Consider the following 21,209-nt stretch of genomic DNA (forward strand, 5'->3'; position numbering starts at 1 on the left):
AACAGAGAAGTTAAGCCCGCCAGAGCCGATGGTACTGCAGTAAAATGTGGGAGAGTAGGTCGGCGCCAACCCTTACAAGTTCATAAACCCCTGTCGTTGCTAAAACGTCAGGGGTTTCTTGTTTAAACGTACTTTGCAATTAAAGAAAGCAATCATTCTCAAGATATGAATTCGCTTTTCTTAAAGGTTGGTTCTCAAAACGATCATTCTCTCTAAAATATCTTCATCAGTATCCAAACCAATTTCTTAAGCATAACTTCGTAGCTTTGTGCAAATACATCGCCCATGGAAGATTCTGCTAAGATATTCAGTCATCTTGATGACGCTACAAATATGCCTGCTATGGTAAACGTGAGCGGCAAGGAGGTTGCGCACCGTGTAGCAGTTGCACAAAGTATTGTATTGCTCAACAAAGAGATTGCCGATCAACTGGACAATAATGACATACAGACAAAAAAGGGACCTGTATTTCAAACAGCAATTATCGCTGGTACTATGGCCGCTAAAAAGACATCAGATCTTATACCGCTGTGTCATCCATTACCTGTAGAAAATTGTAAGTTCGACGTAAGTTTAAATGCAGGTTACGAGGTTGTGATACATTGCACCGTATCAGTAACATCAAAAACAGGCGTTGAAATGGAGGCATTGACGGGGGCGAGTATTGCTGCACTCACTATTTACGATATGTGCAAAGCTTTTTCGCATGATATCATCATTAAAGAAACGAAGCTATTAAGTAAAACAGGCGGTAAAAGCGACTATAATGGCTGAACATCAAAAGCACATTAAGCTAAGTAAACCAACTCTTGGCCACTTTCACCGCAATGAGCTAGGGATATTAGGTACCAATTGTAGTGCGATACGACAGCTGGCTAACGCCATCATCGTTGAACTGTCGTCAATGTACAAAATAGCTTATATTGATGCTGAACATAAACCTGCTCAGAAACAGGACGAGTCAATACTGAGTCATGGTGGTTCGTTTGAATTAGTAGATAAAATAAGCCATCGGAGTTTAAGTCTTAAACAAACATTCAATACTTATCAAAGCAGGTCTTTATTTATTGATCAGGACCTGGTGCTGGTTAACGCTAATCACTTCCCGGCTCAATTTCAAATTGCCGTAATTGACCCCGCAAAGCCGCTTGACAAAAAACTTGAAAAGCTTAGCAATGTTCAACTCATATTACTAAACGAGGGTGTTACAACCTTGCCACATTTTCTCTCGGAGTATTTTCCATCTGGATTTGCTGCGCCCATTTTAAAAATTACCGATACCATACATATAGCAACCTTTATAAACACATGGTTAAAGGAGCGTAAGGCTCCGCTCAATGGATTAGTGCTGGCGGGCGGCAAGAGTGAGCGTATGCAAATGGATAAAGGAAGTATAAGTTACTTTGGGCAAAGCCAGCGTTTGTACGTTCATAAATTACTGACCTCTTTTTGTGTAAACACATTTATTTCTTATGCAACTGATGGTGACGTACAGGCCAGCGAACAATTGCCGGTAATAACTGATACTTTTGCCGGGTTAGGACCAATAGGAGGCATACTCTCAGCATTTCGCAGCCGGCCTGATGCAGCCTGGCTAACCGTGGCTTGCGATATGCCATACCTAACAGCTGAAACGCTTAACTACTTAGTACAGCATCGTAACACATCAAAACTGGCCACCTGCTTTATTGATGCTAATAATGAGTTCCCGGAACCGTTAGTTACTATTTGGGAACCCAAGGCTTACGCTGTGATATTGCAATTTTTGGCGCAAGGTTACTCTTGTCCACGCAAGGTGTTAATCAATTCTGAGGTGGAGTTATTACAGGCGCCAAATGTAAATGAGTTTAAGAATATAAATTTGCCCAATGAGCGCGATGCAGTTATTGATGATTTAAAAACGGGGTGTAAGTAAAATGCCTTATCTTGTTCCGTTACACTTACGTCAATGAATCTAATTAAACTGAGTTTGCTTGCTATACTAACAATACTGTGTGTTAATGTAAGCGCACAAAACATAACAATAAGCGGGCAGGATATAACTACAGTAACCTTGGGCAAAGCTGAGATAATGGCTTTAAAGCCTGTCATAGTTATGGCTAAAGGTCATGATCAAAAAGTACACAGGTACGCTGGGGCTGCACTTGCTGATGTTTTGAAGAGAGCGGGCGTAACCTTGGGTGATTCATCTAAACGGAAGACCATTCTATCTTACATCGTAGTTACAGCTGCAGATAATTATAAGGCTATTTATGCCTTGTCCGAAATTGATCCGCTATTTGCAAACCGTACTATAATTCTAGCTTATAAAGTAGATAAGAAGGCCTTGCCTGAAAACGACGCTCCTTTTCAAATTATAGTGGCAGGTGAGAAAATACATTCTCGCTGGGTAAGGCAGGTAAGTGCTATCGAGTTGGTTACAGCAAAGTAAGCCATGAAATTTAAAATCGCCCTATACGTATTACTTCTTCCTGTATTTACTCATGCGCAAAACTTGCGTGTTGCTGTTGCCGCAAATGCACAGTTTGTAAGTGAGGCTCTTGTTAAAGAATTCAAAAAGCAAACAGGTATTAGCATGCAATTAATTGTGGGGGCATCGGGTAAGTTTACGGCGCAGATAGAGCAGGGCGCTCCTTTTGATGTTTTTATGTCGGCAGACATGGTTTATCCGCAAAGGCTTTATGAGAAAAAACTAACCGTTTCGGCGCCTCAAATTTATGCTTACGGTACGTTAGTTTTATGGACTACAAAGTTGAAGCAACCCTTGATGTCTTCGCTCACTCAAAGAAGCATCAGTAAAATTGCAGTGGCCAACCCTAAGCTTGCACCATACGGAACAGCAGCTATGCAGGCTCTAAAACAGCTTAACTTATTAAATGCACTTCAGTCCAAAGTTGTATATGGCGAAAGTATAGCCCAGGTTAACCAATATTTATTGACTGGGGTTGCTGATGCTGCATTTACAGCCAAGGCTGTAGTAATGCATGGTGAAAACAAAAACATAGGCAGCTGGACTGATGTTGACAGCAAGCTGTATAAGCCAATTGCCCAGGGCGTGGTTATATTAAAAAATGCTGATAAGCAAAATATGAAGTACGCCGCTATGTTTTATAGGTTTTTATTCAGTAGAGCCGCCAAACACATTTTTAAAGCTTACGGGTATAAATAAGTACTTAGCTGCCATTAAATAAAATACTTTCCAAGTAGCCAATCTTAATAACAATGTATCAACCGCTGTGGCTTACTTTTAAACTTGCACTCGTAACTACGGTGTGTTTAGTTGTTATAGGTATTCCAATAGCTGCGGGGCTGGCGCGAAGCAAGTCGAAACTAAAATCGGTTGCAGAGGCTGTAATCAGTCTGCCTTTGGTACTGCCGCCATCTGTTTTAGGCTTTTATTTGTTGTTGGCATTTAGTCCTCAAAACGGATTTGGCAAAATGCTCAACGATGCATTTAGTCTGCGTTTGATATTTTCATTCACAGGTTTAGTGCTCGGTTCTGTAATTTATAGCTTACCATTTATGGTTCATCCGGTTCAGGCAGGTTTAGAGGCTTTACCTTCAAGTTTAAAAGAGGCATCGCAAACATTGGGTAAAAGTAATTTAACTACATTTTTTAAAGTGTTGCTGCCTAATATTAAACCGGCCATATTAACTGGATTGATTTTAAGCTTTGCTCATACCTTAGGTGAATTTGGCTTGGTTTTGATGATAGGGGGAAACATACCGGGTGTTACGCGGGTAGCCTCCATTGCCGTTTATGACGAAGTTGAGGCATTAAATTTCAGCACAGCACATGTTTACGCTGGTATATTGCTAGCAATTTCCTTCGTTATTTTGCTTATAGTTTATACCACAAACAGGCACATTTTTAAAAACCGTATCACTCAATGATCAGCATTAACATACATAAGCAACTGCACATGGCGCAGGGAAAGAGTATGCTGAACGTCAATGTGCAAATTGCCAGCAAGTCATTTACAGCAATCTATGGCCCCTCAGGTGCTGGAAAAACTTCATTATTGAGAATGATTGCCGGTCTTATGCCGCCTGAAGGAGGCTGTATTGAGGTAGAGGACGTAACTTGGTTTAATTCTGTAAAAGAAATAAGTCTCCCTCCGCAAAATCGGGATATCGGCTTTGTATTTCAAGACAATGCTCTTTTTCCAAATATGACCGTTGAAGAAAACCTGCTGTACGCCTTACCTAAAAATGCAGATAGATCAAAGGTTTACAAGTTATTAAAGATGGTAGGTCTGGATAACCTCGTGCGGCAACGTCCTGAGCTTTTATCGGGCGGTCAAAAACAGCGTGTGGCACTTGCGCGTGCGTTGGTAAGGCAGCCTAAAGTGCTGTTGCTTGATGAGCCATTATCGGCTTTAGATGATATAAACAGGGTAAGTTTGCAAAGTTATTTACAACAATTACATGATGAGTTTGGCCTTACAACAATAATGGTAAGCCACAACGTATCTGAAATTTTTAAACTGGCTGACAATGTTATACATCTTGATAACGGTTTGGTGAAACAAAACGAAACGCCGGCACGCTTGTTTAACATACCGGATGCACAGCACGAGCTTACTTTAATTGGCGAAGTAGTGCAGGTAAATCATACAGAAATTTTTATACTGGCTGATGGCAATGTTATTAAAGTAAAGCAAACATTGCAAACAGCAGACTTAAGCATAGGCAGTAAAGTAAGTATACACGCGGCTGACCTTTCTTTAAAAAAGCTTTCTTAACTTTACTACTGCCGCAAAATTTACCGCAATCATTTTGTTGCTTTTTATTACAATAATGAACGTTTTACTATTTGGCATTACACGAGATATTACCGGGCAAAGTAGGTTAACTGTTCCTGCTGATGCAGGTATTAATACCGTAGCCGGTTTAAAAGATTGGTTGGGAGTACATTACCCGGGGTTTAAACAATTAAAATCGTTAGCCATTGCTGTTGATAATGAATATGCCAATGATGAAGATGCCATTGGCCCCGCGCAGGAAATTGCGTTAATACCACCAGTTAGCGGCGGATAGTGATGTTGATTAGACTAGTTGAACATATTGACCTTAATGAGGCATTTGCTTACCTCAACTCGCCAATGGCTGGTGCTGTAAATTTTTTTATAGGTACGGTACGCAACCAAACTAAAGGCAAAGAAGTTTTGCATCTTGATTTTGAGGCCTATGATGCAATGGCACTTACACAAATGGAAAAGCTGGCTAACATTGCCATGCATAGGTGGCCGCTGGTTGGTGTTGCCGTTATTCATGCCATCGGAGCCAAGCGGCCAGGTACGCCTGTAGTACTTATTGGCGTATCATCGGCCCACCGCGAAGCATCTTTTGAGGCGTGCCGTTTTTTAATTGATGAATTAAAGAAAAGTGTTCCTATATGGAAGAAGGAATACTTTGAAGATAACAGCGTTTGGGTGAATGCTCATCCGTAATCATAAACGATGAACAACAAACTGGTAGATAAATACGGCAGACAGCTGAACTACTTGCGGCTTTCGGTAACCGATCGTTGCAATTTCAGGTGCTATTACTGCATGCCCGAGGAGGGTATAAATTTTTCCCGTCGCCAGGATTTGCTTTCATTTGATGAAATGCTGTTGCTGTCGGATGTTTTTTGCCGCCTTGGTGTAAGCAAAATACGCATTACAGGTGGCGAGCCCTTTGTGAGGAATGGTATAATGCCATTTTTAAAAAAACTAAGCGGTACTCAAGGTTTAAGTGAAATTACGGTTACCAGTAACGGAACGCTTTCAGATAAATACCAGGTACAGCTAAAGCAAATGGGTATTACTAAGATCAACATCAGCCTAGATTCGTTAAGCCGTGATCGTTTTATGCACATTACCCGGCGCGACGACTTTGAAAATGTTTATGCAGGCATATTTAAACTGCTTGATAACGGTTTCAAGGTAAAATTGAATTGCGTGGTGGCTGATAATAAAAACATCCAGGATATTATTCCCTTTATTGACCTTACCCGTAACTATGCGCTATCGGTGCGTTTTCTGGAAGAAATGCCATTCAACGGAAGCGATGGTTCGCAAGTTTTATCTGACTGGAATTACCGTCGTATTCAAGAATACATTGCTGCGCACTATACGGAGGTAACACCATTGATTAATGAGGACAGTTCAACTTCTGTAAACTATAAAATTCCGGGTTATGAAGGGAGCTTTGGCATTATACCCTCTTTTAGCCGTACATTTTGCGGAACCTGTAACCGCATCAGGCTATCGGCCACCGGTGAGCTGCGTACTTGCCTGTATGGACCGTCGGCTGCCAATCTCAGAGATATACTCCGGAGCGGAGCAACTATTGAAGAAATTGAAAAATGTATTATAGCTGCCGTAAGCGCTCGCGAAGCAAATGGTTTTGATGCTGAGGCCGCCAATAATGGAGCAACTCATACGTCCATGTCGGTGTTAGGTGGTTGATGCTTTACCATGCTATAATCAATCTTTTTGCTGCTTAGAGTTTTATTAAAATCTGCATCTATGCCTCACAACGAATTTGATAACAGTAATAAGTTTCCTGATTCAGAAAGCGCCGGGCGTTATTCCCGTCAGGTTCAATTATCGGGGTTTGGCCAGTCTGCCCAGCAAAAGTTAAAAGAAGCTAGAGTGCTGGTAGTAGGAGCAGGTGGTTTAGGCGTGCCTGTGTTGCAATACTTAACAGGAATGGGCATAGGTACCATAGGCGTAATTGATGCCGATGTAGTTAGCCTGAGCAATTTGCACCGCCAGGTTTTGTATAATGAAAATGATGTAGGAAAAAGTAAGGTTGAGACTGCTGTTAACAAATTAAGTAAGCTGAACAGGCAAGTGAGCTTTAAAGCTTACAATCAATTATTGTCTGTAAAAAACGCTCTCGAAATAATAATTAATTATGATATAGTGGTTGATGCTACTGATAACATAAGCACCCGCTATTTGATAAATGATGCCTGCGTAATAAGTAACAAGCCTTTTGTATACGGTGCTGTGCAGCAGTTTGAAGGGTATGTAAGTGTATTCAACTACCTCAACGGACCAACCTACCGGTGTTTGTACCCAACGCCGCCGGCCAACGGCGAAATTCCGGATTGTAATACAGCCGGAGTATTAGGCGTTACACCTGCTATAGTGGGCAGCCAGCAGGCATTACAAGTAGTAAAACTAATTACGGGAATAGGCAAAACGCTCTCCGGCTACCTGCAGATATTTGATTTTTTGCAGGATGAACAATATAAAATGAAGTTAAAAGTTCGTCCTGAAAGCAGGCAGATTACGGCCTTAAAAAATAGTTATGCAGAAGTAGTTTGTAATACTGTATTAAAGCTTTCAGTTGATGAATTATTTGATTGGTATGAAAGCGGAAAGAAATTTCAGCTGATAGACGTACGCGAGTTAAAAGATTTTATAACCGGACATTTGACCGGCGCCGTATCTGTGCCCTACAACCAGTTCAATGCAGGGCAAATTAAGGTAAATGCTAAAGAGCCCATAGTCATGTTCTGTCAAAAAGGAGCCCGAAGCAACAGCACCGCGCAAATGCTACAGCAAAAATATCCGCAGGCTGAAATTTACAGCGTTTTAGGCGGTATGGAATATTGGGAAGATGAATTTGACGATGAGTATATGATTTCACCCGGTTTACAAAATGGCGGAGGAGGCACTGTATGATATCAGTTGGTGAAGCGTTGGATATTGTAAGGCAGCATGCATCAAGCTTTGGTATTGAAATGGTGCCATTGCTGCAATCGGTGGGACGTATATTGGCGCAGGATGTAAAAGCTGACCGAGATTTTCCGCCTTTTAACAGGGCAACTATGGATGGCATTGCTATCAGTAACCAAGCTTTTCAAGCAGGTACCCGTTCGTTCATAATTGAAAGTATTCAACCGGCCGGCCATCCTCAAAAGCAACTTGATAATACAAGCCATTGCATTGAAATTATGACAGGCGCTATGTTGCCGTTTGGCACCGATGCGGTTATAAGATATGAAGATATTATAATAGGTAACAACGTTGCAACGGTAAACATTAACGCTGTTTCGCCTTGGCAGAATGTGCATTTACAGGCAACCGACGAAAAAGCGGGGGAAATACTGGTAATTTCCGGTATCAAAATAACGCCCGCAATTGTGGCAACAATGGCTACAGTTGGCTTAGCTAATGTTGCAGTTTACCGCATGCCGCGCATTGCCGTGTGTTCAACAGGTGATGAACTGGTACCGGTTAATGCACAGCCTTTGCCACATCAAATACGTCAATCAAACTGCTACATGCTGTTGACCGCATTACAGCAAGCAGGTATTAATGCTACTGCCTATCATTTGCCTGATGAGCCTGTTGCAATGGAACAGCAAATGCAAAAAATGCTGCAGCAATATGATGTACTGCTGTTTTCGGGCGCTGTATCAAAGGGCAAGTTTGATTACCTGCCACAGGTTTTGCAACAGTTGGGTATGCAAACACTCTTTCATAGCATAGCCCAAAAGCCCGGCAAACCGCTATTATTTGGTAGGTTTAACGCAGGGCCGCTTGTATTTGGTTTCCCTGGCAACCCGGTTTCAACCTGGGTTTGTTACCAGCTTTATTTCAAAGCCTGGTTAAGCAGATGCCTGGGAGTTTCGGCATCTGTAGTAGCTGCATTATTAAGTAAAACAACAACATTTAAACCACAGCTTACCTGTCATCTGTTAGTTAAGCTAATTAACACAAATGGTAGCGTTTTAGCCGAGCCTGTAGATATGTCAACATCAGGCGATATGGTTAATTTAATGAAAGCGGATGGCTTTATAAGTCTACCGGCTAGTGAAGATACATTTGCCGCCGGACGTTTATTTAATGTGCACCTGTTTGATTAGTACTGTGTGAAAGCAATGTGTTTCACTGGTAAAAGTTGAGCAATCTTTTCATCAACGTATTAATTTCATAAGTTTACGCTATACCTATGAAAGAACTTGAAGATATAGTTAAGGCGTATGATATTGCTTTGCAGCAAGGAAAGCAAACGGCATTGGCTACGGTAGTGCAGGTAGAAGGATCATCGTACCGCAGGGCAGGTGCCCGTATGCTGGTTACCGAAGATGGACAACTTACAGGAGCCATTAGCGGCGGTTGTTTAGAAGGCGATGCCTTGCGAAAAGCCAGGTTAGTAATGGCTCAGCAACAGCCAATGTTGGTCACATATGATACTACCGATGATGACGATGCTAAATTAGGCGTTGGTTTGGGCTGTAATGGTATCATTCACATATTAATTGAACCCGTATATGATGCCAAAGAGCATAACCCTATAGGTTTGTTTAAAAGGTTTTTAACTAAGCGCAGGCAAGCGGTTATTGTAACACTCTTTTCACTGGCCGACCGTAAGTTACCTCAACCCGGAACCATACTTTTTTTAAGCAATGATGATGTATTATATAGTGGTACTGATACAACACTGTCTGTTTCGTTGCAGAATGATGCTAAAGAGGTTATAAAAGCAGGTAAACCACATACAAAAATCTATTACAGCGAAGATGGTACTGAATACACAGCTTTTATTGAAATATTGAAACCCGCTGTATCACTACTGGTTTTTGGAGCAGGTAATGATGCTTTACCATTGGTTGAAATAGCCGCCGTTTTAGGGTGGCATGTAACCGTGGTTGATGGGCGGGCAAATTACGCGGTTGCATCGCGTTTTCCACGGGCCAGGCGTATGCTTTGTGAAAAGGCTACGGAAGCACTTTCTTACATTGATATAGACGCTTTTACAGTTGCAGTGTTAATGACGCATAACTACAACTATGATTTGGCTATACTTCGTCAGTTGTTGCCGCTACAGTTAGCTTATGTTGGCAGCCTTGGACCTAAAAAGAAACTACAGCGCATGCTGAATGAGCTGCTTGATGATGGCTTGGATATAACGGCAGATCAACTGAAAACTGTTTACGGACCAACCGGCCTGGATATAGGTGCGCAAACACCGGATGAAATAGCGCTTTCAATACTTTCCGAAATACAAGCGGTACTACAACAGTGCAAGGGAACATCGCTGCGAGATAAAGCTACGGGTATACATTCCCGGGAAATGGCAGCTTTACCCGTAAATCACGAAAATCTATGACCGGAATTATTATTCTCGCTGCAGGATCGTCAACACGTATGGGGCGGCCTAAGCAGCAGCTTCCATATAACAATGGCACGCTTTTGCAAAATGCTATTAATGCGGCTCTTGGCGTTGAAAGTGCAGGTGTGTACGTAGTCCTCGGGTCACATGCCGATGAGATTACTGATGAGCTTTCGAACTTGCCGGTAAATATACTTTACAACCATGACTGGCAGCTGGGAATGGCGTCCTCAATAAATACCGGAGTTGAAGCATTATCAGCCAACAAGGATGTTGGCAGTGCTTTAATCATGCTTTGCGATCAGCCTTTTGCCGATGCCTCATTATTAAATAACCTTATTCAATTAAAACCCGATGCGGCAAAGTATATTGTAGCTTGTGGCTATGCCGATAGTATCGGGGTTCCGGCAATATTTAGCAGGAGTTACTTCAATTCTCTATTATCTTTAACCGGCGAACAAGGCGCTAAAAAGCTGATTGCCGATCATTCCAATGAAGTAATTGTTCAAAATTTTGAAAAAGGTAAAGTTGATATTGATACTCCGGTAGATTACGAAATGCTTAAACATGGGCAATTCAATTGTTGATTATAAATTGTATTAAATACTTGATATGATTACCTCTCACAAGTAATATGAACTTGATAAATAAATTGCTTTTTGCGTGCTCATTAGCTGTTGAGCGCATTAAACGTAACCTGTTTCCGCAAAGGCGTATTCATTTGTTGGGTGACTCGTTAATGGCTCCCCAGCCATGGTATAAATATCCAAGATCAGGTTGGGGAGAGCAACTTTACGCATTATTAAATACAGATAAGGTAAAGGTTTACAATAAGGCCCGAAACGGAGCCAGCGCACGTACGTTTTACGAGGATGGTTACTTTAAAAAGGTGCTTTCAAACGTTAAAAATGGTGATATAGCCGTTATCGGCTTTACTCATAACGACAAAGGTGACGACGCTACAGCCACTGCCACCTTCGAAAGCTATCTGTTTAAGTTTATTGAGCAATTACAGCATAAGGGTGCCCGGGTTGTATTAAGCACCCCCATAAATATTTACGGTGTAAATGATAGCCATGGAGCTTTCCCGCAAGCAATAAGAAGGCTGGCAGCCAGTCATCATTTACCAGTTATTGATATAACCAATTACTCTCATCAATTACGCGTTGAGCTTGATGATGAACAGCACCGGGAATTGTATCTTATCGTTCCTGCAGGCAAGTTTATCATGTTCCCCAATGGTATAACTGACCCTATTCACTTATCGCCTTACGGGGCAAGGGTGTTTGCTAAATATGCAGCTAATACAATCAATTCGCTGTTGTAATAGCCTTGTAAACCCCCCGGGCATAACTACTACTGCTCTTCGTAATGATAAGTTAAACCTCCATCAACAAAGTGAGTTGAGCCGGTGATGTATTTGGCATCGTCTGAACATAAAAAGGCAACCAGTGCGGCCACATCCTCAGGTGTACCCATTTTTTTCATGGGTATGTTTTCTAACACGCTGTTAAGTTGCTCCTTGTTGTTAAGCAGTTTTTGATTAATTGGTGTAGCAATTGCCCCCGGAGCCACGTTATTCACCCTTATGTCTAAATGAGCCAGCTCAGTAGCTAAGTTGCGTGTAAGCATTTTTAACCCTCCTTTACTGGCGCAATATGCCGCAAAGTGCGGGAACACAATTTCCTCATGCACCGAACTCATATTCACTATAACACCTTCACGTTTTTCGTTCATACAGTACTTTACAAAGGCCTGTATCCCAAAAAATACGCCTTTTAAATTGGTATCCATTACAAAATCATACTCTTCTTCTGTAACGTTCCAAAAGTCATTGTTTTTTTCAACGCCTGCGTTATTTACCAATATATCTAACTGCCCGTAAACTGCTATGGCATCATTTACCAACTGTACTACATTTGAGGCCTTACTTACATCGGCTGCAATGAAATGAGCTTTGCGACCCATGTCTGTTATCTGTTTAATCAATGTTTCGCCGCGTTCATCAAGTTTACGGCCATTGAGTATTACATCTGCACCATCGGCAGCCAAACGTATTGCACAGGCTGCACCAATGCCCTGGCTGCTGCCGGTTACTAATGCTACTTTGTTTTCAAACCTAATCATAGTATAGTTTTAAGTTGTACGTATATACAAGGTAAAAAGCGTTCGCTGGTTTGCCTTAAAATAAAGTTTTTATGCTTTGATGGCTACTTTAGCAATGCTACCAATCCGGTCCACCCGGTTTGATGGCTTGCACCTAAGCCCTTTCCATTATCGCCGTGAAAATATTCATGGAATAAAATGTAGTCTTTAAAATGCTCATCATGGTTTAATTTGGGATGACCACCAAACATAGGCCGTTCACCTTTATCGTTTCGTAGGAAAATATTTTTCAGCCTGTTTCCTAGTCCCTGGGCAATATCGGCAAGGGTGGCATAGTGCCCTGATCCTGCCGGGCATTCTACCTTAAAATCATCAGTGTAGTACTCATGAAAACGGTATAACGATTCAACCAGCAGGTAGTTAAGCGGCATCCATACGGGGCCACGCCAGTTGCTGTTGCCACCAAACATGTTACTGTCGCTTTCGGCTGGTGTATATTTTACTGAAAAGTCTTCGCCGCCAAGCCAGTACTGAAAAGGTTGTTTTTCATAAATTTTTGATACCGACCGTATGCCGTATGGCGACAAAAATTCATTCTCATCAAGCATACGTTTTAGCAGCAGTTTCATGCGATGGCCGCGCAGTAGCGAAAACAGGTGTGTTTGATTGCCTTGTACATCCTTCCACCGGCTAACTAAATTTACCAGGTCGGGCCGCTGCTTCATAAACCAGTCGAGCCGCTTTACCAGGTTAGGCAGGCTTTGCCACTTGGCTTCTTCAAATACCTCAACAGCAAACAACGGAATCAAACCCACCAGCGTACGTATGCGCAGACGGTCCCACGTGCAATCAGGTCGGCGGAGCAAGTCATAGTAAAAACCATCTTCATCATCCCACAAGCCTTGCGAGTCTTCGCCCATATCAGCCAGCGAACCGGCTATGTATAAAAAGTGTTCGGCAAACTTAATGGCCATACTTTCGTAAGCGCTATTATGCAGCGCCAGTTCCATAGCAATGCGCATCATATTGAGCGAGTACATGGCCATCCAACTGGTACCATCTGCCTGTTCTAAAAAGCCGCCACCCGGTACAGGTGCACTGCGGTTAAATACACCTATGTTATCAAGCCCTAGAAAGCCACCTTCAAAAATGTTGTTGCCTTCGCTGTCTTTACGGTTTACCCACCAGGTAAAGTTCATGGTGAGTTTTTGAAAAACCTCTTCCAAAAATACCAGGTCGCCGGAGCCGATGGCTTTGCGTTCCATTTCAAAAACCTCCCAGGTAGCTAATGCATGCACCGGCGGGTTTACATCGCCAAAATCCCACTCGTAAGCCGGTAGCTGTCCGTTGGGGTGAATGTAATTGGCGCTCACCAGCAGTTTTAATTGGTTTTTGGCAAAACCGGCATCAAGCGGAGCCAGCGCAATACAATGAAAAGCCAGGTCCCAGGCCGCAAACCAAGGATATTCCCACTTATCAGGCATCGAAATAATATCTTCGGCTACAAAGTGTTTCCAATGGTTATTACGGCCGTTACGCCTGCTGAGTGGTGGCGAGGGTTCCCCAACATCGCCATCTAACCAGCGTTTAAGGTTATAACTGTAAAATTGCTTGCTCCATAGCATGCCCGCCCAGGCCTGGCGCTGTACCAGTTTGGCATCGGGGCTTGCGTTGCTGCTATGTAAAGGCGCATAAAACTCATTAGCTTCGGCAATTCGGGTGGTAAAAACCTCATCAAAGGCTGCAAAAGGCTCACTTTGTTTTTGTTTGCAAAGCTTTAGTTTAACGGTAACGCTTTTTTTAGCCGGTACATTAAGCTTATACCAAAGTGCAGCTTTGGTGCCCACGCCATTTGGGTTAACCGCACCAGTATCGTTGTTAACTACGCGGTTGTTAATTCCATCTTTCACATAGCCTGTATTTTCTGAGTTATACAGGCGCTTATTATTAGTTTCATTTTCGGTAAACAGTACTTCGGCGGTACCATCGGCATAGCAATGATAATCTTGCAGTTCAGGGCATCTTATTAAAAGCGTATTGTTTCCCTGCGATAATATTTCGGGCTTTTTCTCATGGGTAAGCCAATTGTTTCTGAACCATATTTGCGGAAGTATGTGCAATTCGGCATCAGCCAATCCGCGGTTATGTATGGTGTAGCGTATTAGTATATCTTCCTCACTTTGCTTGGCGTACTCAGCAAAAACGTCAAAGTATTCATCATGGTCAAAAATGCCGGTATCTATCAACTCAAACTCAGGTTCATGCTTGCCGCGCTTGCGGTTTTCATCAAGCAGCCTGCTGTATGGAAACGCCTGCTGCGGATATTTGTACAGCATTTTGAGGTAGCTGTGCGTAGGCGTACTATCAAGGTAGTAATATAGTTCTTTAACATCTTCGCCATGATTGCCTTCGGCATTGGTTAGCCCAAAAAGGCGTTCTTTTAAAATAGCATCTTTACCGTTCCAAAGGGCAAGGCTCACGCATAGCGTTTGGCAGTCGTCACTTATACCGGCAATGCCTTCTTCGCCCCAGCGGTAAGCTTTACTACGGGCTGCATCATGGCTTACATAATTCCATGCGTTACCGTCGGCACTATAATCTTCGCGTACGGTTCCCCATTGACGCTCAGAAAGGTAAGGCCCCCATTTAAGCCAGTTAGTTTTGCCTGCATAATGGTTTTGCAGGCGGGTTTGTTCAGCATTCATAGGCATATGTTGAAACGATTAATGCAATATATACTTTTAAAAATTCGGTGTTATTACAAAGTAGTTAAAATGAAACGTTTTACTATTTGAAGATATTTATCCGAATTTTAGGTGATACCTTGAGCAAATTGCACACCTGCTAAAAAAGGGATAAATTGATGGATTTAAATAACGGCAAACAACAGGAGTGGCTCAAGCAGCTATATCTCACAGCCTTTCCGGCGGTGGCACGGTACGTTAGTAAGCAAAACGGTAGCCTTGACGAGGCAAAGGATATTTTTCAGGATGCGCTTGTAATTTACTACGAGAGAACGGTTGCGGGTAATGCCGATGTTGCACGCAACGAAAAGGCCTACCTGCTGGGTATCACCAAGCACTTATGGTACCACCACAGCCGAAAAAAGCAGAATACTACGAGTGATGATGTACTTAATTATTCTGACCTGGCTGACGAGGAGCCACTGGTTCCGTCGGCTAAGCGTTTGCTGCGCTACCTTGAAGCCGCCGGGAAACGTTGTATGGACATGCTGCAGGCATTTTATTATGATAAGAAAAACATGAAGGAAATAGCTGCACGCTTTGAACTATCAGGAGAGCGGTCGGCCACGGTGCAAAAGCACAAGTGTTTGGAGAAAGTACGCAATACGGTTAAAGAAAAAGCACTGGTATATGAAGATTTCTGCGAATGACACCCGACAAATAGACTTGTACCTGCTCAAACAGCTATCACCGCAAGATAAGCTATTGATGGATGCCCGCTTTGTACTTAACCCCGAGCTACAGCAAACGCTGCAATGGCAGCAGCAAGTGCATAGTTTAATTAAAATACGCGGGCGCAAGCAGCTAAAGGCGCAAATTGCGGCAGTTGAAAAGCAAGTGTTTGCCGCCCCTGAGCATGTAAGTTTCAGGGAGCGGATTTACAGGTTGTTCAAATAACGCTCGTTTAAGTATGCTTCAAAAAAAATGTCATCTCGAACTATAGTGAGAGATCTTTCTAGGGATTGATTAAATCACCGCTTCGAAAAGATTCTCTTAAAGTCGAAATGGCAAATTTGAGTTTGTACGATGTTTTGTTATTCGAGCATAAATGCTTTGTATTCGTCCTTGGCGTATTGGCCCCAATCTTTCATGGCCTCGCCCAAAGTAGCTCTCAGCTGTTTGTTGTTTACCACTTTGCCTTTAGCGGGCGCAGCCAACTTGGCAGGTGGAATGGCAACATCAGTAACTTTGGTAGCAAACCAGGTAATGTTTTCGTGTGGTAATGCAACGCCTAATATCATGCCGGGTAAACCGCTAAAGTTTTCCGGACCGCCCGATACGGCAATCTGCTCGGTGTAAAAAGCAACTACGTAAATGGAGTCCATAATTAATGCATTGGCACGGCGACAATTAAAGCCGGCAATTTCGCGCGTTTCATCAGTTATTTTCCAGTTAATGTTGCGTATGCTGTCTTTGACCAAAAAGGTTTCCTCGTAAACTTTTTTTTGTATAACGCTTGTTGACGCATTAAGGTCTGTTGCAGTGGTGTTGTTTTGTGCCACCATTACTGCACCCCAAAAGTTTTGCGGACCGTCATCAGGTTTAGGCGTGTACAAAGTTTTATTATCACTAAAAGTAAGTGTGCTTGTAAGCTTTTTAAACTGCGGCTGGTTTTTGCGAAACGCATCATAGGCCGGTTGCATGTAGCTTTCATTATCTTTATTAATACGCTTTTTCATGATGGCGTACATATTGATAGTCTTCTCGTACTCAATAGTTCCGTTTTCGGTAAAATGAGCGTTTTGTGCCATTACGCTGCCGCCAACCAGCATCAAGGCAAATACTGTAATTATACTTTTTATATTCATAATTATAATGATGAAGGTTATTGTTTAGGTGCACCACCGCCCATTTTATTAAACTCATATATTAATGAGAACAGGAAGTAGCGTTTAATAGTAGTGTAGCTGTTTTGCGTAATATAGTTACCTGATGCATTACGGCTAAAGCCCTGGTTTTGATTAAATACGTCGTTTACATTAATTCTTACCTTAAGGTTTTGTTCTTTAAAGAACGATTTGGTAAGATTAAGAGTTAACAGGTAGCGGCTAAAGTCTTCATTAAATGTTTGCGTAGCTGCACGGTACTGGTATTCGCCTTCGGCACCTAGTTGCACTTTTAAAGGAAGGTACACATTGAGGTAATGGAAACCGTTAAAGCCTCGTCCGTTATTGTTAGTATTAGGGTTTAATGAAGATACGCTGGTGTTGTAGCTTGGGCCGAAGTTGGCGTAAAAATCAAATTTCTTTTCAACATAGCGTGATAAATTCAGGCCAACCTGGTAGGTATTATTACGGGTACGATTGGTTTGTTCAATACCGTTTTGAGTAACCTGGTTAAATGAGGTATTGCCATTTGTTGATACGTTTACACCCACGTTCATACCGAATAAAAATTTCACCTTCATATCGGTTTGTGCATACAGGTTAAAGCTGGTAGGCGTTTCGCCGCTTAAGTTTGAATAGCGACGGGTACTTATACCTGTGGCCCTGTCAAAGTTAACATTGCTAACAATAGGGTTAGAGGTTAACGAGTATGAGCCGTTTATCCATACCGAACGGTTGCTTAACACTTTGTAAGAGTTATAACTTACTTGGAAACGGTTGGTGAATGATGGTGTTAAACCAGGGTTACCAACAACCAGGTTAAGCGGATCATTGTTATTGCGTATGGGTTGTATCTGATCAATGGTAGGCTGGCGGGTGTTACCGTTGTAGTTAAACCTGAAAGATTTTTGCTGTGAAAAACGGTACTGATAAGTAGCCTGCGGATTCCAGTTGGTAAAGTTGCGGTCAAACTGCTCGCCTGTATACATATTCTCCTGGCCAAATTTTACAAAAGCCACTTTAGTACCAAAGTTAAAGGTGGTTTTATCCTTTTTGTAGTTGAAGATGGCGCCGGTTTGATTAGTTAGCTGGTCAAGCTGATAATGGTTGCTTAATAAAGGATCAAGTAAGGTGTACTCACCATTTGACGCACGATTAAGTGAACGGCGGTCGGCATCGCTGCTGCTCACACCAATACCGTAATTTGCCATCAGCGAAAAGTATTTCGAGAACGGCTCGGTATAGGTAATGTTACTGTTAAGCATGTTTGACTTAATGGTGTTTACCTTGCGCTGATCAGTCAGTTGTCCGCTGGTTTGAGTACCGCTTTCGTCATAAATGTCAATGTCTGAAAATAAGAAGCCGGTATTGTTGGTACGATCTAATGACTCACTGATGTTTACAGATAGCGTACGGCCTGCTTTTTTGAACTTCTTAGTGTATAAAGCACTAAAGTTGAATGTCTTTTGATCTCCGTCAACGTTAAGGCGGTTATCATTACGGTTTAGCAACGATCCGTTTTCACGCGTGCTTGTTGATAAAGAGTTCGTTTCAGTTTCGGTGTTTTTAAGGGTCCCGTCTAAAGTGAACTTCAGGTTTGATAAGCTGTCGATTTTTAACGTGTAAGCAGCATCAAGTTTTTGACGGAAAATGTAATTGTTGAACCGCGAATCAGAATTGGTTTTAACAAAACTTTGGTCGCCGTTGGCATCAACCGTACCCGACGGAAGGTTGTTTTGCGTTTGTGTATTGCGCGTGCCAACTACGCCAAGCGAGCCAATTTTGTAATTACCATTAATGGTTTGCTTATCGCTGTTCCATTTGTTATCATAATGCAAACCTCCGGCGCGCGCTTTAGGTATACCTTCCCCACTGTATTGTCCGCCCCAGCCTTCAATTTCATCACTGCTGTTAGAGAATATAGAAATGCCGCCGTCATTAAATTCAACGTTGTTGTTAGAGGTGCCAAACTTATTGGCATCTTCCCATCCCAACCCGGTTTTACCGGTGTTAGCAATGGTACCGTAGGCCGACATCTTTTCTTTCCCGGCGAACTTGTTTACCGCCAACTGGCCCGAGTAAAAGTCTTTAGTACCTATACCAGCATCAGCCTTGCCAAAATAGCCGTTCTTTTTATCTTCCTTAAGTTTAATGTTAATGGTTTTGGTCTTCTGTCCATCGTCAATACCCGTAAACGCAGCCTGATCGCTTGATTTATCGTATAGCTGCACCTTGTCAACCATATCGGCACGCAGGTTTTTGGTAACAAGGGTAGGGTCATCGCCAAAAAACTCTTCACCATCAACCAATACTTTTGGCACAGACTGTCCCTGGGCAGTAATTTTACCGTCTTTGTCAACCTGTATGCCGGGTAGCTGTTTAAGCAGGTCTTCAACCTTAGCGCCGGGTTGCACCGTAAAGCTCGATGCATTATACTCCGTAGTATCACCTTTAATTTTAATTGCTGCGCGTGTGCCTTTAACAATAACACCTTCAAGCAGTTTGGCTTTAAGTATCATACTTATGCGGCCAAAGTTGTGCGTGGCATGAGCCGAGTCGAGCGTAAACTCTTCTACATAATCGGCATATTTAGGATAGGTAGCCAGTAAAATGAACTTGCCTTTGCCAAGCTTTTTGTTGATAAAAAAACTACCATCAGCTGCAGCACGCGTAAAGGCACGCAGGGTAGAATCTTTGGCGTTAAGCACCGAAATAGTGGCATTTGTAAGCTTTACGTTAGAAATGGTATCGGCGGTTGAGCCTTTTACCGAATAAACAGTTTGAGCAAAACTCAGCTTGCAAAGCAATAATGCGAGGAGGACGGTCAGTGTGTATTTCATGAAATAAGGTTACGGCGATTAAGATATAACTAAAAAGTTAGTCACCGAAATTGATTTCATGTTTAAACGATTATTTAACATTTATTAACAAGAAAATGGGGTGCTTTAAAGTATTTAGCTTACTCACGGGAATAGACGCAACAAAATGGCCGATGTTACACTGTTGGCAAAATTAAATTACTGCCAAGTGTAAAATGTTTAATTTTAAGCACTGTGAACCGCATTGATCGTATATCAGCCATATTAATTCAACTCCAGTCGCGCAGGGTGGTAAAGGCTCAGTTTATTGCCGATAGGTTTGATATAAGTTTGCGTACCGTTTACCGTGATATACGTACGCTTGAAGAAGCGGGCGTACCCATTATTGGTGAGGCCGGAACCGGCTACTCATTAGCCGATGGCTACCGCCTGCCGCCAATAGCCTTCACTATTGAAGAAGCAACTGCCTTGTTCACCGCCGAAAAGCTGGTTGAAACACTTACCGATGAGGTAAACAGCAGCAGTTATCAATCGGCCATGTTTAAGGTGAGGGCGGTACTAAAAAATGGCGAAAAGGATTTCCTGGCCGGTATTGATAACCGCATAGAGGTTTTAAAGAGCCGGCGTGCACCACAAATGCATGAGGGCGTAAACCCTATGCAACCCGTGCTTAAAGCCATTGCCGAAAAAAAAGTACTCAGCTTAAAATACTTTTCATACTACAGGCAGGTGCATACCGAACGTTGTGTTGAACCGGTTGGCGTATTTTATCTTGACCGTTATTGGCACCTTATAGGATGGTGCCAAATGCAGCAAGACTATCGCGATTTTAGGTTTGACCGCATGCTTGATGTTCAACTAACCAATAACAATGTATTGAAGCAGCACCCGGCACTTAAAACATACATTGATAATTATTACCACGAGCAGGATGTGCATAGGGTAGTTTTAAGAGTTGATAAAAAAATGTCCCTTCACCTCGGTGATGAAAAGCTTTACCATGGTTTGGTGGGTGAGGTTGATTTGGGTGATGAAATAGAGATGACCTTTTTAACCGGCTTTTTGGAAGGCTTTGCACGCTGGTTCCTATTTTTTGCCGATTATGCCACCATTGTAGAGCCGGCAAGTTTGCGAACAAAGGCAAAAGATTTAATTGAGAAAGTTTTGTTGAAACTTTAAAAAACCTGCTGACATAGGGCTGTCATAGCACGGTGTTTAATTTGTTTAAAACAAACACTTATTGCTATGGAAACGCTTCAACATGATCAGCTTATTAACCGCATTAACAATCTTAACACGCAGAGCAAACCGCGTTACGGTAAAATTAGCCTCAGCCAAATGCTTGCTCATTGCATTGCTATGTTGCAGGTAACCGCAGCACACCAGTTTTCGCCCGAATCATTTGCCGATCAGATATTGAAAGCTATCACCAACAATGCTTTGTCAAAAAAGCCGTCGATTGATGACGAAAAGTTAAAGCTTGTTGATTGCATCAATCAGCATACAGATAATGCGGATGCCGGAATTTATAAACATATAGACAGGCACCTGCAGCAATTTAGCGTATAAATGTGCTATTGCGGTCAAAACAGTAT

General features: G+C 42.4%; 22 protein-coding genes. 18 read left to right on the forward strand and 4 right to left on the reverse strand.

Annotated elements, in window-relative coordinates; all coding sequences use genetic code 11:
- Positions 1–285: 285 nt before the first annotated feature.
- The 14 genes from moaC to QZ407_RS08080 all read left to right on the forward strand — a co-directional run bounded on the left by moaC (position 286) and on the right by QZ407_RS08080 (position 11,446).
- A complete protein-coding gene (gene moaC, locus QZ407_RS08015) occupies positions 286–774 on the forward strand; it encodes a cyclic pyranopterin monophosphate synthase MoaC (protein ID WP_295769532.1) in 489 nt (162 codons plus the stop codon).
- Positions 767–1,915 carry an NTP transferase domain-containing protein gene (locus QZ407_RS08020; protein ID WP_295769534.1) on the forward strand — a complete coding sequence of 383 codons (1,149 nt, stop codon included), beginning with the start codon at positions 767–769 and terminating at the stop codon, positions 1,913–1,915. The genes moaC and QZ407_RS08020 overlap by 8 nt, the downstream gene beginning before the upstream one ends.
- 33 nt (positions 1,916–1,948) lie before the next feature.
- The gene (locus tag QZ407_RS08025) at positions 1,949–2,431 is read left to right on the forward strand and encodes a molybdopterin-dependent oxidoreductase (RefSeq protein ID WP_295769536.1); all 483 of its coding nucleotides are present in this window, start codon (positions 1,949–1,951) and stop codon (positions 2,429–2,431) included.
- 3 nt (positions 2,432–2,434) lie between these two features.
- Positions 2,435–3,169, forward strand: coding sequence for a molybdate ABC transporter substrate-binding protein (modA, locus tag QZ407_RS08030; protein WP_295769538.1), 735 nt, complete (start codon positions 2,435–2,437; stop codon positions 3,167–3,169).
- 53 nt (positions 3,170–3,222) lie between these two features.
- Positions 3,223–3,894, forward strand: a complete 672-nt coding sequence (gene modB / locus QZ407_RS08035; RefSeq protein ID WP_295769541.1) for a molybdate ABC transporter permease subunit — start codon at positions 3,223–3,225, stop codon at positions 3,892–3,894.
- Complete coding sequence (locus QZ407_RS08040) at positions 3,891–4,745, forward strand: ATP-binding cassette domain-containing protein (protein WP_295769543.1); 855 nt, start codon at positions 3,891–3,893, stop codon at positions 4,743–4,745. Before modB ends, QZ407_RS08040 begins: the two co-directional genes overlap by 4 nt.
- A 55-nt stretch (positions 4,746–4,800) precedes the next feature.
- On the forward strand, positions 4,801–5,040 hold the full coding sequence (gene moaD / locus QZ407_RS08045; RefSeq protein ID WP_295769546.1) for a molybdopterin converting factor subunit 1: 240 nt from the start codon (positions 4,801–4,803) through the stop codon (positions 5,038–5,040).
- Between the two features lie 2 nt (positions 5,041–5,042).
- Positions 5,043–5,453 (forward strand): molybdenum cofactor biosynthesis protein MoaE, encoded by a 411-nt coding sequence (locus QZ407_RS08050; protein WP_295769549.1) that lies wholly within the window; start codon positions 5,043–5,045, stop codon positions 5,451–5,453.
- 9 nt (positions 5,454–5,462) lie between these two features.
- Entirely contained in the window at positions 5,463–6,455 is a 993-nt protein-coding gene (gene moaA, locus QZ407_RS08055) for a GTP 3',8-cyclase MoaA (RefSeq protein ID WP_295769552.1), read from the forward strand.
- 60 nt (positions 6,456–6,515) lie between these two features.
- Entirely contained in the window at positions 6,516–7,682 is a 1,167-nt protein-coding gene (locus QZ407_RS08060) for a HesA/MoeB/ThiF family protein (protein ID WP_295769554.1), read from the forward strand.
- Positions 7,679–8,869, forward strand: coding sequence for a molybdopterin molybdotransferase MoeA (locus tag QZ407_RS08065; protein WP_295769556.1), 1,191 nt, complete (start codon positions 7,679–7,681; stop codon positions 8,867–8,869). The genes QZ407_RS08060 and QZ407_RS08065 overlap by 4 nt, the downstream gene beginning before the upstream one ends.
- A gap of 86 nt (positions 8,870–8,955) precedes the next feature.
- Positions 8,956–10,116 carry an XdhC/CoxI family protein gene (locus QZ407_RS08070; RefSeq protein WP_295769558.1) on the forward strand — a complete coding sequence of 387 codons (1,161 nt, stop codon included), beginning with the start codon at positions 8,956–8,958 and terminating at the stop codon, positions 10,114–10,116.
- A complete protein-coding gene (locus QZ407_RS08075; RefSeq protein ID WP_295769560.1) occupies positions 10,113–10,706 on the forward strand; it encodes a nucleotidyltransferase family protein in 594 nt (197 codons plus the stop codon). The genes QZ407_RS08070 and QZ407_RS08075 overlap by 4 nt, the downstream gene beginning before the upstream one ends.
- A 47-nt stretch (positions 10,707–10,753) precedes the next feature.
- Positions 10,754–11,446: a GDSL-type esterase/lipase family protein gene (locus QZ407_RS08080; protein ID WP_295769563.1), complete on the forward strand. Its 693-nt coding sequence runs from the start codon at positions 10,754–10,756 to the stop codon at positions 11,444–11,446.
- A gap of 29 nt (positions 11,447–11,475) precedes the next feature.
- Here the strand turns inward: QZ407_RS08080 and QZ407_RS08085 are convergent, their stop codons facing one another.
- Both QZ407_RS08085 and QZ407_RS08090 read right to left on the reverse strand, forming a co-directional pair.
- Entirely contained in the window at positions 11,476–12,246 is a 771-nt protein-coding gene (locus QZ407_RS08085; RefSeq protein ID WP_295769565.1) for a glucose 1-dehydrogenase, read from the reverse strand.
- An 83-nt stretch (positions 12,247–12,329) separates the two neighbouring features.
- Complete coding sequence (locus tag QZ407_RS08090) at positions 12,330–14,930, reverse strand: glucosidase (protein WP_295769568.1); 2,601 nt, start codon at positions 14,928–14,930, stop codon at positions 12,330–12,332.
- A 158-nt stretch (positions 14,931–15,088) separates the two neighbouring features.
- Here QZ407_RS08090 and QZ407_RS08095 point away from each other — a divergent pair, with 158 nt between their 5' ends.
- Both QZ407_RS08095 and QZ407_RS08100 read left to right on the forward strand, forming a co-directional pair.
- Positions 15,089–15,619 (forward strand): sigma-70 family RNA polymerase sigma factor, encoded by a 531-nt coding sequence (locus QZ407_RS08095; RefSeq protein WP_295769570.1) that lies wholly within the window; start codon positions 15,089–15,091, stop codon positions 15,617–15,619.
- Entirely contained in the window at positions 15,600–15,866 is a 267-nt protein-coding gene (locus QZ407_RS08100; RefSeq protein WP_295769573.1) for a hypothetical protein, read from the forward strand. Before QZ407_RS08095 ends, QZ407_RS08100 begins: the two co-directional genes overlap by 20 nt.
- A gap of 137 nt (positions 15,867–16,003) precedes the next feature.
- On the opposite strand, the gene QZ407_RS08105 is transcribed toward QZ407_RS08100, so the two are convergent.
- Both QZ407_RS08105 and QZ407_RS08110 read right to left on the reverse strand, forming a co-directional pair.
- The gene (locus QZ407_RS08105; RefSeq protein WP_295769575.1) at positions 16,004–16,777 is read right to left on the reverse strand and encodes a GLPGLI family protein; all 774 of its coding nucleotides are present in this window, start codon (positions 16,775–16,777) and stop codon (positions 16,004–16,006) included.
- Positions 16,778–16,794: 17 nt separating this feature from the next.
- On the reverse strand, positions 16,795–19,635 hold the full coding sequence (locus QZ407_RS08110; protein WP_295769577.1) for an outer membrane beta-barrel family protein: 2,841 nt from the start codon (positions 19,633–19,635) through the stop codon (positions 16,795–16,797).
- A gap of 213 nt (positions 19,636–19,848) precedes the next feature.
- Here QZ407_RS08110 and QZ407_RS08115 point away from each other — a divergent pair, with 213 nt between their 5' ends.
- Together QZ407_RS08115 and QZ407_RS08120 are read left to right on the forward strand one after the other, a co-directional pair.
- A complete protein-coding gene (locus QZ407_RS08115) occupies positions 19,849–20,793 on the forward strand; it encodes a YafY family protein (RefSeq protein ID WP_295769579.1) in 945 nt (314 codons plus the stop codon).
- A 66-nt stretch (positions 20,794–20,859) separates the two neighbouring features.
- Positions 20,860–21,183: a hypothetical protein gene (locus QZ407_RS08120; RefSeq protein WP_295769581.1), complete on the forward strand. Its 324-nt coding sequence runs from the start codon at positions 20,860–20,862 to the stop codon at positions 21,181–21,183.
- Positions 21,184–21,209 lie beyond the last annotated feature (26 nt).

Source organism: uncultured Mucilaginibacter sp. (assembly GCF_913773635.1).
In the GTDB taxonomy this organism is placed as follows: domain Bacteria; phylum Bacteroidota; class Bacteroidia; order Sphingobacteriales; family Sphingobacteriaceae; genus Mucilaginibacter.